The organism is Thioalkalivibrio sp. AKL7 (genome assembly GCF_000381705.1).
GTDB classification, from domain to species: Bacteria; Pseudomonadota; Gammaproteobacteria; order Ectothiorhodospirales; family Ectothiorhodospiraceae; genus Thioalkalivibrio; species Thioalkalivibrio versutus.
The window spans coordinates 404,863-418,649 of record NZ_KB906949.1; the positions used below are offsets into that span (position 1 = coordinate 404,863).

12 protein-coding genes are annotated in these 13,787 nt (G+C 67.8%); 7 read left to right on the top strand and 5 right to left on the bottom strand.

All coding sequences use genetic code 11. The features are described from left to right. Nucleotides 1-241: 241 nt before the first annotated feature. The 3 genes from G315_RS0106915 to mgtE (G315_RS0106925) form a co-directional block, all read right to left on the bottom strand. Nucleotides 242-661: a pilin gene (locus tag G315_RS0106915; RefSeq protein ID WP_019612197.1), complete on the bottom strand. Its 420-nt coding sequence runs from the start codon at nt 659-661 to the stop codon at nt 242-244. Between the two features lie 496 nt (nt 662-1,157). Continuing rightward, the gene (gene mgtE, locus G315_RS0106920; protein ID WP_018145398.1) at nt 1,158-2,516 is read right to left on the bottom strand and encodes a magnesium transporter; all 1,359 of its coding nucleotides are present in this window, start codon (nt 2,514-2,516) and stop codon (nt 1,158-1,160) included. Between the two features lie 10 nt (nt 2,517-2,526). Next, nucleotides 2,527-3,885, bottom strand: a complete 1,359-nt coding sequence (gene mgtE, locus G315_RS0106925) for a magnesium transporter (protein ID WP_018950851.1) — start codon at nt 3,883-3,885, stop codon at nt 2,527-2,529. A gap of 406 nt (nt 3,886-4,291) precedes the next feature. Between mgtE (G315_RS0106925) and G315_RS0106930 the strand changes: the two genes are divergently transcribed. The 4 genes from G315_RS0106930 to G315_RS0106945 all read left to right on the top strand — a co-directional run bounded on the left by G315_RS0106930 (nt 4,292) and on the right by G315_RS0106945 (nt 9,566). Then, nucleotides 4,292-5,008: an ABC transporter ATP-binding protein gene (locus G315_RS0106930; RefSeq protein ID WP_019612198.1), complete on the top strand. Its 717-nt coding sequence runs from the start codon at nt 4,292-4,294 to the stop codon at nt 5,006-5,008. After that, nucleotides 5,005-7,563 carry an ABC transporter permease gene (locus G315_RS0106935; RefSeq protein WP_019612199.1) on the top strand — a complete coding sequence of 853 codons (2,559 nt, stop codon included), beginning with the start codon at nt 5,005-5,007 and terminating at the stop codon, nt 7,561-7,563. Before G315_RS0106930 ends, G315_RS0106935 begins: the two co-directional genes overlap by 4 nt. A gap of 140 nt (nt 7,564-7,703) precedes the next feature. Continuing rightward, nucleotides 7,704-8,846, top strand: a complete 1,143-nt coding sequence (locus G315_RS0106940) for a lipocalin-like domain-containing protein (RefSeq protein WP_081624457.1) — start codon at nt 7,704-7,706, stop codon at nt 8,844-8,846. Nucleotides 8,847-9,020: 174 nt separating this feature from the next. Further along, a complete protein-coding gene (locus G315_RS0106945; protein ID WP_019612201.1) occupies nt 9,021-9,566 on the top strand; it encodes a transposase in 546 nt (181 codons plus the stop codon). Nucleotides 9,567-9,709: 143 nt separating this feature from the next. On the opposite strand, the gene G315_RS0106950 is transcribed toward G315_RS0106945, so the two are convergent. Further along, nucleotides 9,710-9,910 (bottom strand): PA3496 family putative envelope integrity protein, encoded by a 201-nt coding sequence (locus tag G315_RS0106950; RefSeq protein WP_019612202.1) that lies wholly within the window; start codon nt 9,908-9,910, stop codon nt 9,710-9,712. Nucleotides 9,911-10,126: 216 nt separating this feature from the next. Between G315_RS0106950 and msrP the strand changes: the two genes are divergently transcribed. After that, nucleotides 10,127-11,101 (top strand): protein-methionine-sulfoxide reductase catalytic subunit MsrP, encoded by a 975-nt coding sequence (gene msrP / locus G315_RS0106955; protein WP_019612203.1) that lies wholly within the window; start codon nt 10,127-10,129, stop codon nt 11,099-11,101. A 12-nt stretch (nt 11,102-11,113) separates the two neighbouring features. Continuing rightward, nucleotides 11,114-11,761 (top strand): sulfite oxidase heme-binding subunit YedZ, encoded by a 648-nt coding sequence (locus tag G315_RS0106960; RefSeq protein WP_019612204.1) that lies wholly within the window; start codon nt 11,114-11,116, stop codon nt 11,759-11,761. A gap of 150 nt (nt 11,762-11,911) precedes the next feature. Here the strand turns inward: G315_RS0106960 and G315_RS0106965 are convergent, their stop codons facing one another. Continuing rightward, nucleotides 11,912-12,793, bottom strand: a complete 882-nt coding sequence (locus G315_RS0106965) for an IS3 family transposase (protein ID WP_081624454.1) — start codon at nt 12,791-12,793, stop codon at nt 11,912-11,914. Between the two features lie 100 nt (nt 12,794-12,893). On the opposite strand from G315_RS0106965, the gene G315_RS0106970 reads away from it, so the two are divergent. Continuing rightward, nucleotides 12,894-13,787 (top strand): IS30 family transposase (locus G315_RS0106970; RefSeq protein WP_019612206.1); only part of this gene is annotated, 894 nt, incomplete at its 3' end.

The window sequence follows — 13,787 nt, forward strand, 5'->3', positions numbered from 1 at the left end:
GGGGGAGCGGAATCCGCGGGGGTGTCCGAGCGCGAGATTCCTAGTGGGCGGGCCTGTCGGGCAGGCATCGTGTTCCGTCACGGGCTCAGAGCCGGTTTCGGGCCGGTTGCAACGGTAACCGAGTCGGAGGAGGCGGTGGGGGCGCTGATCGGGGGGCGCCGTCCGGGCACAAAAAAGCCGCCGTGCGATGCACGGCGGCTCAACCGAATGCCCGATGGGTTTCCGGTTCATCTGGCTCCTGTTACTGGCAGCCGGACGGGATGTAGTTTGGCTCCAGGCCGGTGCAAACCCACTGCGTAATCTGACCGGTGGTGGCGTCCACGTCCGGGGTGAGAGTCAGCACCGGGCTAGTCGCGTTGGCGAGGACGCCCTCAGTGAATTCGACTTCGAAGGCGCTCGGGTTGATAAAGCGCACGTCGCCGACGTACTTGCCGTCCAGGCTGGTGACGGAGGCGTCATTGAAAGCGCGGCCTTCAGAGGAGGCGACGGCGAAGTCGGCACGGGCGCCGGCAGTCACGCTAAGGGCCTCGGAAGCCTGGGCGCGGGCGGTGTAGTCCTGGTAGGCCGGCAGGGCGATTGCGGCGAGGATGCCGATGATCGCCACAACGATCATCAGTTCGATCAGCGTGAAGCCCTTCTGGGCACTCTTCACTTTTTGCATGGTGGTTCTCCCTTGATGTGATAAAAGCTGGGCCTTCGGCCCGGCCACCCCGTGGGCAGCTGTCTGAGGAGATGCATTGGGCGTGCCAAGAGTGCGGGAATGCGTGAAAACGGCGCCCGGGCGCGGTGGGGTCTGTGGCATGGGTCACGCACGCGCGCTTCCAGGGTGTGTCACGTGACAAAAATGGTCATGTGATGTGACGCACGTTGTCACCCTGGGGGGCTGGGGTGCCCCTGGTTGTCATGGTGGGGAGCATCGATCCGGGGGCTGTTCGAGCGGTGGAGATCCCGGCTCTTCGCTGCGCTACGGCCGGGATGACGGGTGGAGGGTGCTGTGGTCGGGATGACCAGGGGGCGTGACGGGGGCCGGGATGATGAGGTCTGTTGGCCGTGTGATGTGGGGGCAAGGTTCGCGGCGTTTTCCGGATTCGGCTTTGGCAGGGGCTTCGCGTGCGAGCACGCTCCTACAGGGAGGGTTGGGGGCGGGGCCTGAGGAGCTAGAGGCCGAGGATGGCGACGGCGGTGGCGAAGTAGATGGTGATGCCGACGACGTCGACGACGGAGGTGATGAGCGGGGCGCTGGCGACGGCGGGGTCGACGCCCAGGCGGGTGAGGGTGAACGGCAGCAGCAGGCCGAACAGGGAGCCGAACAGGACCACCAGGAACATGCCGAGCGCGATCGCGTTGGCGACCTCGAGGCTGCCCAGCCAGTTGCCGGAGAGCCAGATGGCACCGGCCAGGGTGGCGCCGAGGGCGGAGGCGACCAGGATCTCCTTGCCGCCCAGGCGCCACCAGTCCTGGGGCTTGATGTCGTTGGTGGCGAGCGAGCGTACGACCAGGGTGGAGGCCTGGGCGCCGGCGTTGCCACCCGAGGCGATGACCATGGGCAGGAAGAAGATCAGCGCGACCACGGTCTCGATGGCCGCCTCGAAGTGGGCGATGGCCAGGCCGGAGAGGATGTTCACGGCCACCAGGATGACCAGCCAGCCGATGCGCTTGCGGTAAAGCAGCTGCATGCTGGCATCGCGCAGCGAGAGCACGACGTCGCCCACCGCGGCCATGCGGTGGAAGTCCTCGGTGGTCTCGGCGCGCAGCACGTCCATTACGTCGTCGACGGTGATGATGCCCAGCAGGTGGCCGTTGTCGTCGACCACCGGGAGGACGTCCAGGTCGTAGTGGCTGATGCGGTGGGCGGCTTCTTCGCGGTCTTCCTCCGCACTGATGCTGACGACATCGGTGTTCATGCGCTCGCGCACGCTGGTGGTGGGGCGCGACAGCAGCAGCCCCTTCAGGCGCACCCAGCCGAGCAGTTCGCCGGTCGGCGTGACCACGAAGATGGTGTTGATGGTCTCGGCCAGATCGCTCTGTTCGCGCAGGTGATCCATGGCCTCGGCCACCGACCAGTCGGGCTGGACCGTGGCGAACTCGGGCGTCATCAGGCGCCCGGCGCTCTCCTCCGGGTAGCCGAGCAGGGTCTCCAGGGCCTCCTGGTCTTCGTCCGGCAGGGTCTCGAGCAGGGATTCGGCCTGTTCGTCCTCCAGCCCGTCGATCACCGAGACCGCGTCGTCGTAGGACAGTGCCGCGACCAGGCGGCTGGCATGCTCGTCGTCCAGCGCCTGAAACACGCGGGACTGGTGGTCCGATTCCAGGTGGGCGTAGATATCCGCCGTGCACTCGACATCCAGGCGCTGGAAGAAGGCCTCCATCTGTTGGGCCGGCAGGGCCTCCAGGGCGTCGGAGAGATCCGGCGCCGCGTGCTCGGCGCACAGGCTCTGCAGGGCCTCCGCGGTGGGCGCGGTCAGCGCGGTCTGCAGGGCCTGCGGCAGGGTGTCGAGATCCGGTTCGGTCGGGCTCATCCGGGAGGTCCTATGGGATTGCCAGGCCGAGCAGGGCCGTGGCCAGCGTGAAGTAGATGAGGATACCGCCGATGTCGGCGAGCGAGGTGACCAGCGGTACGCTGGCGGTCGCCGGATCGAGGCGGAACTTGTTCAGGACCACCGGCAGCAGCATGCCGAGGATGCTGGCCACGGTGACGATGATGGTCATCGACAGCGCGACCAGTAGCGCGATCTCCGGCCCGCCACGCCACAGTCCGACCAGCGACACCGCCACACCCATGCTGAGCCCGAGGGTCAGGGACACGCCCATCTCCTTGGCCCAAAGCCGGAGCCAGTCCCTGGCCGTGACCTCGCCGGTGGCCATGGCACGCACCATCAGCGTGGAGCTCTGCGCGCCCGCGTTGCCGCCGGAGGCGATCAGCAGCGGCAGGAAGAACACCAGCACCACCACGGCCTCGATGATGTCCTCGTACTGGGAGATCATCAGCGCGCCGATGGTGTTGAAGGCGACCAGACCGAGCAGCCAGCCGATGCGCTTGCGATAGAGCAGGAACGGGCTGGCCTCCTGCGGGGACAGCGGCAGGGTGCCCACCGAGCCCAGCTTGTGGAAGTCCTCGGTGGACTCGGCCTCGATCAGGTCCATCACGTCGTCCACCGTGACCACGCCCAGCAGCTCGCCGATCTCGCCGACCACCGGCAGGCTCTCCAGGTCGTAGTGCTGGATGCGGCGGGCGGCCTCCACCGCGTGTTCGGAGACCGCGATGGTGATCGGGTCGGCTTCGCCCAGCAGTTCGCGTACCGGACTGTCGGCGCTGGCGCGCAGGAAGTGGCGGATGGGTATGGCGGCCAGAAGCACGCGGTCCTGATCGACCACGAAGATCACGTTGTTGGAGTGCTCGTCCGCGTTGCGGCGGATGAAGGCCAGGGCGCGCTTGAGCGTCCAGTCGGGATCGACCGCGACGACATCCGGCGACATCACGCGGCCGACCGAGTCTTCCGGGTAGTTGAGCTGCTTGAGCGCGCGGCGGATCGCCCGGAACGGCAGCAGGCGCAGGTAGCCGCGCAGGGTGTCCGGGTCCAGGGTCTGCAGCAGGGCGGTGAGGTCGTCCGCCTCCATCTCGGAGAGGATGAAGCGCGCGTCCTCGCGCGGCGAGGCCTCCAGCAGGCGGATCTGGTGCCCGGTGTCGAGGTAGGCAAAGACGTCCGCCTTGCGCCCGGGGGGCAGCAGGTTGAAGACGGCGATGAGGTCTTCCTCGCCCAGCTCCATCAGCGCGTGGGCGATATCCTGCACGCGCATGTAGTCGAGCAGTTCGTGGAGCCCGTCGCGGTCGTCCAGACGCAACAGCTCCTTCAGCTCGATGATGGACTGCTCGAGGTGAAGCTCCATGCCCTTCTCCCGGCGGCATCGGGGCAGCGCGCGGACTGTGCACGGGCACAGGCCATCGCGGCGCCGCACGAATGCGGTGAATGGTGCAGGTTCGGGTCGGGCGGGGCCCGGCCGTTCCCGGCTCTTTGATCAAAGAGGCCTGACGGGAAGCGACCGGTTAGGGAACGGACGCTTGCCGCTAGGCGCAGATAGATCGGCTGCGTGATCGGCTGCTTGATCGGCGTGTCAAGGCGCGTTCCCGTGTGTGGAGATGGCGCTTATTCTAACGGATGCCGGCCCTCAATCAACCGCTTGTGTGGCTTTTTGAAACATTCATCTACTCTTCATGGTCATGTGGAGTCGGGGCCGGGTGTCTCCCGGAACGGCCCGACACCCCGGCTGGAACGGACAACAAAAGGCGGATTGTATGGCTGAGTCATCAGCGTTTTCGGGGCCGGTCCTGCGGCTGATCGGCGCGGCGTTTGCCTACCCCGGCGAGGGCGAGGTGCTGCACGGTGTGGACTTCGAGCTGGCCCCCGGCGAGCGCGTGGCGATCGTGGGCGAGAGCGGGAGTGGCAAGTCCACCCTGCTGCATCTGGCGGCCGGGCTGGAGGCGGCGGATCGCGGCGCGGTGCATCTGGCGGGCGAGGCGCTCGCGGGGCTGGACGAGGCGGCACGCACGCGGCTGCGCCGGGCCCGCGTGGGGATCGTGTTCCAGTCGTTCCATCTGATTCCGACGCTGACGGTGCTGGAGAACGTGATGCTGCCGCTGGAGCTGGCAACGGGGGACGCTGCGGCCGCCCGCCGCGAGCGCGCCGGACGCCAGCTGACAGCGGTCGGGCTGGGGGACAAGGGTGAGCGGTATCCGGAGGCGCTGTCGGGCGGTGAGCAGCAACGGGTCGCGATCGCGCGGGCGCTGGTGCACGAGCCGGCGCTGATCCTCGCCGACGAGCCGACCGGCAACCTCGACTCGCGCACTGGCGAGACGATATTCGGGCTGCTGCTGGAGCAAGTACGGGCGACCGGGTGTTCGTTGTTGCTGGTGACCCACAGCAATGAACTGGCGGGGCGGCTGGATCGGGTGCTGACGATGCGCGACGGGGTCCTTCAACCTCCGGAATCGGTGGAGGGGTTGCCGGCGTGAGCGGTCTCGTTCTGCGTGCGTGGCTGCGCGACTGGCGTCGGCGGCCGCTGCAGCGGGTGCTGACGCTGGTCGGTGTGATCATCGGCGTGGCGGTGGTGCTGGCGGTGGATCTGGCGAACCAGTCTGCCCAGCGGGCCTTCGACCGTTCGATGGACGAGGTGGCCGGGGCCGCTACGCATCAGGTGCTGGGGCCGGCGAGCGGCTTCGACGAGGCCTTTTACCGCGACCTGCGCATGGCCGGGTGGCGGGATACGGCCCCGATCGTGGAGGGCCCGGCGCGACTGCCGGATGGCACGACGATCTACGTGCTGGGCGTCGATCCGCTGGCCGAGGGGCCGTTTCGCGGGGCGGCCTCGGATATTGGCGATGCCCCGGTGCAGCGCCTGGTCACCGAGCCGGGGACCATCTTGCCGCCTGCGGGCTGGTTCCGGGCGAGCGGGGAGGCGCATGGGGCTCGATTGGCGCTGGAGGCGGCCGGGGGCGAGCGCGAGGTCACGCTGATCGACCGTGCCGCCGAACGCGACGAGGACCCGAGTGATGATGGGGGGGATGGCGCGTCTGAGGATGCGGGCGCCGCGCTCTGGGTGACGGATATCGCCACGGCGCAGGTATTGCTCGACCGGCTGGGGCGGCTGGACCGGATCGACGTGCGGCTGGCCGATGACGAGGTCGAGGCCCTGGCCGACGTATTGCCCGCGGAACTGGAGCTGGTGGCGGTCGAGAGCCGGGGGCAGGCGGCGCGCCAGCTGGCGCAGGCGTTCCGCATCAACCTCACGGCGATGAGCCTGCTGGCGCTGCTGATCGCGGCGTTTCTGATCTACAACACGCAGACCTTTGCGGTGCTGCGCCGGCGCGAGGTGATTGCCAGTCTGCGCCTGGTCGGTGTCGGGCGCCGGGCGATCTTCGGGGTGGTGCTGCTGGAGGCCCTGCTGGTCGGCGTGATCGGCACGCTGCTGGGTGCGCTGCTGGGGGTGGCCCTGGCGCAGATGCTGGTCGCGCAGGTCGCGCAGACGGTGACGGATCACTTCTTCGCGGTGGCGGTGACCGGGGTGACACCGCGGCCATTGGCGCTGGCCGCGGTGCTGCTGCTGGGCGTGGGGCTGTCGCTGGCGGCCGCACTGGCCCCGGCCTGGGAGGCGGCGCGGGCGGCCAGCCCGGCCGGCACCGGGCGCGGGGGGCTGGAACGGCGTGCCCGTGGTTGGGCCGCGTGGCTGGCGCTGGCGTCTATCGTTCTGTTGCTGGCGGGCGTCGGGTTGATCGTGACCGGTGCCGGGGCGCTGGTGGGCGGGTTTGTCGCACTGTTCCTGCTGGTTGCGGGCTTCGTGTTGCTGTTGCCCTGGGTGCTGGCGTGGACGCTGCGCGGCCTGGCGGTGCTGGTGCGCGGGGCCGCCCTGCCGCGCATTGCGGTTCGCAGCCTGGAGCGCAGCTTGTCGCGCAGCGCGCCCGCCACCTCGGCGCTGACGCTGGCGCTAGCGGCGGCCATCGGCGTGGCGGTGATGGTGGGGAGCTTTCGCGGAAGCGTCGAGCAGTGGCTGGGGCAGGCACTGACCTCGGACCTGTACGTGGTGCCGGCGGCCCCGGCCTCGGCGCGCGGTGGGGCGCGCCTGCCGGAGGACTGGACGGCCGACCTGGTGGCCCGGTCGGGTGCCGTGTCGGTCAGTTCCGGCACCCGCCAGGAGGTCGTCAGTGACCGGGGACTGGTGGATCTGTACGTGGTGCGTCCGCATGCCGACTGGCTGGACTACCTGCCGCTGCTGGAGGCGGCCGTGCCCCGCGAGGCGCTGGGGGCGCGGCTGGCCGCGGACGACGCCGTGCTGGTGACCGAGCCGTTTGCCGCCCATCACGATGTGGGGCTGGGAGATCGGCTATCGCTGGCCGCGTCTGGTGGGCGGCGGGCGTTCGAGATCCTCGGGATCTACCGCGACTACGGGAACCCGCAGGGTACGGTGCTAATGACGCAGGCGGCGTTCGCGCGCGGGGGCGTGCCCGCGGACGGGGTGGGTTCGTTCGGGCTGCGCCTGCCGGATGGTGCCGACGCCGAGCAGGCGGTGGAGCACCTGGAGGCGTGGCTGGCGGCGCAGGACCACGCGGCGCTGGTGACGCGGCCGGGGGATATCGAGCAGGAGTCGATGGCGATCTTCGATCGGACCTTTGCGATCACGCATCTGTTGCGGGTGATCACGCTGGTGGTCGCGTTCATCGCGATCCTGGGGGCGTTGATTGCGTTGCAGATGGAACGGGCGCGCGAGTTCGCCACGCTGCGCAGCCTCGGCCTGTTGCCCGGCGGCGTGCGCGGGCTGGTGGTGCTGCAGGGCGGGGTGCTCGGGGTATTCGCCGCGCTGGCGGCGATCCCGCTCGGGCTGGGGATGGGCTGGTTGCTGATCGAGGTGATCAACCGCGAGGCCTTTGGCTGGGGGATGGACCTGCGCCTGCCCTGGGTCGAGGTCGGGGAGACCGTGTTGCTGGGGGTGGGGGCTGCGCTGCTGGCGTCGGTGATCCCGGCCTGGCGCATGGCGCGCATGCGGCTGGTGCCGGCGCTACGGGAGGTGCCCTGATGTTTGGGTTCAGATTTGTGGGCAGAGCTTTAGGAGCCCTTGTGGGAGGCGCTGTGGGAGCGGGCTTGCCCGCGAATGGGTCCCGCCAGAATCCAGCGCGGGCAGGGGCTTCGCGGGCAGGCCCGCTCCCACAGGGGCTTCTGGTTGTGTTGTTGGTGGGGGTGTTGGGCGCCTGCGGGGGTGGGGAGCCGCCGGAGACGGATGATCCGGGGGTGACCGGCCTGCGGGTGAGTGAGGCACTGGGGGGCGAGGACACCACGGGTTTTCGCCGCGCTGACGCGCCGCGGGCGTTCGAGTTTCCGCGCGATCATGGGCCGCATCCGGGGTTTCGCAACGAGTGGTGGTACCTGACGGGGAATCTGGACGGGCCCGAAGGCGAGCGTTTCGGATTTCACGTGACGTTCTTCCGCGTGGGGCTGGCGCCCGGGCTCGCCGGGGATCCGGTCTGGCACGACTCGGCCTGGGCTAGCCCCGATCTGTGGATGGTGCATACGGCGGTGCTGGACCGTGACGCGGGGTTTCACGCATCCGAGGAGCGGTTCGTGCGCGATGGCGGCGGGCTGGCCGGGGCGACCGAGCCGGCGGGGCGGGTCTGGGCCGAGGATTGGGAACTGGCCGGGCTGGACGGAGAGCGCTGGACGCTGCGCTTCACGGTCGAGGACTACGTGCTGTCCCTGGAACTGGGGCCTGCGCGCGAGCCGGTGTTGCAGGGCGAGGCCGGCCTGAGCCAGAAGGGGTCGGAGCCGGGCGATGCCTCGTATTACTACTCGATGCCGCGTATCGCGGTGGCCGGCGAGGTGCGCCGTGCTGCCGGGGCAACGCTGGACGTGACCGGGCAGGCGTGGATGGACCGCGAATGGAGTACCAGCGCGCTGGCGGAGGATCAGGCGGGCTGGGACTGGTTTGCGCTGCAGCTAGATGACGGGCTGGACGTGATGTATTACCAGTTGCGCCGCCCCGATGGCACGCCGCACGAGTTATCGAAAGGTCGCTGGATGCCGGCGAATGCCGAGGACGCCCTGCTGGAGCCGGAGCAGGTGCAGCTCGAACCCACCCGCTACGCCACCCAGCCGTCCGGCAACCGCTATCCGGTGGAATGGTCGATGCGCATCGAGCCTCCGGGTGGCGGGCCGGCGCGCGAGTGGACCGTGGTGGCGGTGCGCGACGAGCAGGAGATGGACACGGTGGTCCGCTATTGGGAAGGGGCCGTGGATATCCTCGACGCGGATGGCGAGCCGGTCGGCCGGGGCTTCGTGGAGTTGACGGGGTATGAGGACGGGTGAAGGCCTCGGCTAGGGGGTAGCTCTGCCCCCGGGCGTTGATGCGATTCGCTTCGCTCATCGCATCCTACAAGGGCGGGTAGAACTCTCGTAGGATGTGATGAGCGGAGCGAATCGCATCGCGTCGGAGCAGCACAAACATCGGTTCGAACCAATCCCAGGGAAGGGAGGCGACGGATGACGGATTATCGCCGTGTGCGCGTGCCGGGTGGCACGTATTTTTTCACTGTGAATGCGGCGGTTCGGGTAGGAAACACCCTGCTTACGGATCACATTGATGCGTTGAGAGACGCGTTTCGCGAGGTGCGGCATCGTCATCCGTTCGTGATCGACGCGATGGTGGTGTTGCCCGAGCATCTCCATTGTATCTGGCGCCTGCCGGACGATGATGCCGATTTCAGCCGCCGATGGCGGTTGATCAAGGCGCGGTTCTCGCGGTTGGTGTGTGCTGGCGAAGCGCGCACGCGTAGCCGGGCAAGACGCGGTGAGCGAGGGCTCTGGCAACGCCGGTTCTGGGAGCATTGCATCCGCGACGAGGATGATTGGGTCCGCCATGTCGATTACATCCATTACAACCCGGTGAAGCATGGCTGGGCACGTTGTGTGGCCGAGTGGCCGTATTCCAGTTCTCACCGGTTTGTGCGGGCGGGTGTGTATCCGGTGGATTGGGGTGGCGTGCCGGAATCGGATGGCTTGGTTGTGGGAGAGGCCCAGGGTGATTGATGCATCCGAGTGATGCGATTCGCGGGGCTCATCGCATCCTACGAGGGGACAATTGGATTCGTAGGATGTGATGAGCGAAGCGAACCGCATCGATGATGTGGGGCGTTTCGGAAATGGGGTGGCGGGGCGCGCCACCCCGGGGGTTACCACTCCAGGGCTTCGTGGGCGGGGGCCAGGTCGAAGTCGTCCTCGAGGTGGGCGCGCAGGGCGCGTTCTTCCATCAGGCGTTCCAGGGCGCGGCGAGCGGCGTGGCGTGCCGGGCCGCGGTCATTGACGAGCTGGTTGTCGAACAGGCTGGCGATTTCGTCGGCACCATCGGCCGCGTCGTCGATCGTCGGATCCATTGTCGGGTCTCCTGACAAGCCGGCCGGGCCACCCCGGACTGCGGTATCAGAAAAGCCTTATATATCGTTCCCGGCGCTGCGCAAGCAGAAAATTCTTATTGTTCGGCGGATTGTCTTATGGGCATGGCGAGCCGAACTCGGGACGCTGCTTCTGGTCCATCGTGCACGAGTGGCAGCGCTTCTCACTGTCATCCCAACCAGTCGCGAGGGCAGGCCATGCTGATCCGCACCCGACGTCGTTCCGAGTGTTCCCATAGCGAGATCACCCCGCCGGAGGTCTACGCGCGGCGGCGCGAGTTCCTGCGTGCCGGGGTCGGCTTGGGCGCCGGTCTTGCGCTGGGGGGACTGGGCATGGCGTTGCCGGCCTCCGCCGCGCTGCGCGGCTACCCGCTCGAGTTCGAGGGCAGCGACTACTCCACGGACGAGTCGAAGACCGCGTATGACGAGATCACCAGCTACAACAATTTCTTCGAAATGGGGCCGGGCAAGAGTGATCCCAAGACCTACGCCGACCAGCTGAAGACCGACCCCTGGACCATCACCGTGGACGGGCTGTGCGAGAACCCCGGGGAGTATGCGGTCGAGGATTTCATCAGCCCCTGGTCACTGGAGGAGCGGATCTATCGCATGCGCTGTGTCGAGGGCTGGTCCATGGTGATCCCGTGGATCGGCTTCGAGCTGAATCGCATCATCGAGAAGGCGCAGCCGCGCGGCGGTGCCCGCTATGTCGCCTTCGAGAGCATCTACGATCCGGACAACCTGCGCGGCCAGCGCCGCCGCCGCGGCAGTAGTGGCGGGCTCGAGTGGCCCTATACCGAGGGGCTGCGCCTGGACGAGGCGATGCATCCGCTGACGATTCTGGCCGTGGGGTTGTACGACGACGTGCTGCCGAATCAGAACGGGGCGCCGATCCGCGTGGTGGTGCCGTGGAAGTACGGCTTCAAGAGCATCAAGTCGATCCAGCACATCCGCTTTGTCGAGGACCAGCCGCCGACCCTGTGGAATCAGGCGCAGTCCGACGAGTACGGTTTCTACAGCAACGTGAATCCGGAGGTGGACCATCCGCGCTGGTCACAGCGCACCGAGCGCCGGATCGGCGAGTTCCGCCGCCGGCGCACGGAGATGTTCAACGGCTATGCCGATGAAGTCGCCTCGCTGTACGAGGGGATGGACCTGACGCGGTACATCTGACGCGGTGACGGCATGACGGCCTCAACGCGCCGGGCGCGCGCCCGGCCACCGCGTGGCGTCTGGTGGGCGGTGCTGCTGGCCTCGCTGGTCCCGGCGGCCTGGATTGGCCTGCGTACGCTGGGCTGGTTCGACGGGCTGGGCGTGAACCCGATCGAGAAGCTGCTGGAACTCTCCGGCACCCACGCAATGATCGCGCTGCTGATCGCGCTGGCGGTCACACCGCTGCGGCAGATGACGGGGCTGGCGTGGATTGTGCGGTTACGGCGAATGCTGGGGCTTGTGGCGTTCGGCTATGTGACCGCGCACGCCCTGATCTGGCTGGGGCTGGATCTGTTCTTTGACTGGGAACTGGTGCTCTACGACCTGACCGAGCGCCCGTTCGTGATGGTCGGCTTCGCCGCCTGGCTGATCCTGCTGGCGTTGACGCTGACCTCCACCGACGGCGCCCAGCGCTGGCTCAAGAAGAAGTGGGTCTGGCTGCACCGTGGGGTGTACCTGGCCGGCGTGCTGGCGGTGCTCCACTTCCTGTGGCTGGCACGCGCCGATTATGCCGAGGTCGCCCTGTACGCGGCGATCCTCGCCTTCCTGCTCGGCTGGCGTGTCGTCTACCGCTGGCGGAGCCGCCGGCGCTTCCATGCCCGCCGCCGCACCCCCGCCTGAGCGTCCGGCTCAATTACCTTTTGTTGACGACGAAGGCACGAAGAAGGGTCGGGTCAAGGGCGTTCCTGATGAGCAACGAGCTTCCGCCCATTGCCGGGAACGTTCGTCCAGGGGTTGGCTCCGTCCGCCGCGGGGAGCTGTTTGTGGTGGTCAAGTGATTTCGGACACCGCGTTAGGTGGATTGGCTGCCGTTGGTTGCTCGTAGACGCTGGGAGGCAGGTAGCCCAGCGTCGAGTGGATGCGAACGGTGTTGTAGAACCGAGCGATGTAGTCCGCGATATCGCGCCGCGCCTCGCCGTGGTTCGCGTAGCGACGTTGCCAGACGCGTTCCGTCTTGAGGCTCAGGAAGAAGCGCTCGACGACGGCATTGTCCCAGCAGTTACCCCGGCGACTCATGCTCGCCTGGATCTGGTGCCGGGCCAGCAGCCGCCGCCAGGCGGCGCTGGTGTATTGGCAGCCCTGGTCGGAGTGCAGCAGCAGTCCCCGCTCCGGTTGGCGCTGCTCCAGCGCCATGCGCAGGGCCTCGCAGGCCAGGCTCGCCGGCATCTGCCGATCGAGGGCCCAACCGATGACCTTGCGCGAGTACAGGTCGAGGATGACCGCCAGGTAGCTCCAGCCGGTGGCGGTTGGGATATAGGTGATGTCGGACGCCCACGCCTGGTTCGGTCCGGCCGGGGTGAACTCGCGGTTGAGGTGGTTTTCGGCGACAGGGGCCCTGTCGTCGCGTTGCGTGGTGGTCACGAAGCGCCGCCGCCAGACGGGCCGCAGGCCGCGCTCGCGCATCAGCGTCCGCACCCGGTAACGGCCCACGGCGGTGCCATCCGCCTGTAAGGCTTTTGCCAGACGCCGGCTGCCGTAGGTTCGCCCGGAAGCTGCGAACACGCGCTCGAGGTGAGCGCCAGCGGCGCAGGGCACGCTTGGACGTTCGGCCCGCGCCCGCGCCGCGTAATAGCCGGCCCGGCTCACTCCCAGCAGCCGACAAAGACGATGGACAGGGCCTTCTCCGCTCAACCGCGTGATGCAGCGATGCATCACTTCAGTTCCCGGGCGAAGAAGGCCGAGGTGAGTTCAATTGATCGATGCAACACCTTCGGTCCTAATACTGCGTTTGGGGGTGTTGCATATGGAGCCAATGGGGAGGCCGGGATTCTCGGCCAAACAGAGGGCTGAGCTTTGGGCACGGTGGCAAGCTGGCGAGTCGCTAAGTGACATTGGCCGAGCGCTGGGCAAGCAGGCTGGTTCGATTCATGGCGTCGTCGCCGCGTGTGGCGGAATTGCCCCTGCCGAGCGTCGCAGGTCCCGTCTGGCGTTGACGCCCTCAGAGCGCGAGGAGATCTCCCGCAGCCTTGCTGGCGGGGCAACGATCCGTCAGATTGCCGCGACCCTCCAGCGCGCCCCTTCCACGATCAGCCGCGAGATCGCGCGCCACGGCACCCGGCGCACATATCGCGCCACTGTGGCCGATAGTCGGGCGTGGGATCGGGCGCGGCGCCCCAAGCCCTGTCGGCTCGCAACGCATATCCCACTGCAACAAATAGTGGCAGAGAAGCTCGGATTGGACTGGTCGCCCGAGCAAATCGCAGGATGGCTACGGGTTCAGTATCCAGGCGCGTCCAATATGCACATCTCCCACGAGACGATTTACCGCAGCCTTTTCATTCAGGCTCGCGGCGTACTCAAGAAAGAACTGCTGAAGCACCTGCGTTCGCGACGGATGATGCGCCGCTCACGCCTTGCGAGCACGGAAGGACAGCCTCGCGGCCAGATCATTGATGCAATCTCGATCCGAGAGCGCCCGGCGGAAGTGGAAGATCGTGCGATACCGGGCCACAGGGAGGGAGACCTGATCTCCGGGGCGAAGAACAGCCACATCGCCACGCTTGTCGAGCGCCACTCCCGCTTTACGATGCTGGTGAAGGTCCAAGGCAAGGATGCGGCGAGTGTCGCGAGCGCGCTCAGCCGCGAGGTCCGCAGACTCCCGCGCGAGATGTGGCGCTCCCTGACTTGGGATCGCGGCAGCGAGATG

Excerpts from the sequence above, each read along its gene's own strand:
- G315_RS0106915 (WP_019612197.1), bottom strand. The coding sequence starts at position 661 with ATGCAAAAAGTGAAGAGTGCCCAGAAGGGCTTCACGCTGATCGAACTG.
- mgtE (WP_018145398.1), bottom strand. The coding sequence starts at position 2,516 with ATGAGCCCGACCGAACCGGATCTCGACACCCTGCCGCAGGCCCTGCAG.
- mgtE (WP_018950851.1), bottom strand. The coding sequence starts at position 3,885 with ATGGAGCTTCACCTCGAGCAGTCCATCATCGAGCTGAAGGAGCTGTTG.
- G315_RS0106930 (WP_019612198.1), top strand. The coding sequence starts at position 4,292 with ATGGCTGAGTCATCAGCGTTTTCGGGGCCGGTCCTGCGGCTGATCGGC.
- G315_RS0106945 (WP_019612201.1), top strand. The coding sequence starts at position 9,021 with ATGACGGATTATCGCCGTGTGCGCGTGCCGGGTGGCACGTATTTTTTC.
- G315_RS0106950 (WP_019612202.1), bottom strand. The coding sequence starts at position 9,910 with ATGGATCCGACGATCGACGACGCGGCCGATGGTGCCGACGAAATCGCC.
- msrP (WP_019612203.1), top strand. The coding sequence starts at position 10,127 with ATGCTGATCCGCACCCGACGTCGTTCCGAGTGTTCCCATAGCGAGATC.
- G315_RS0106960 (WP_019612204.1), top strand. The coding sequence starts at position 11,114 with ATGACGGCCTCAACGCGCCGGGCGCGCGCCCGGCCACCGCGTGGCGTC.
- G315_RS0106965 (WP_081624454.1), bottom strand. The coding sequence starts at position 12,793 with ATGCATCGCTGCATCACGCGGTTGAGCGGAGAAGGCCCTGTCCATCGT.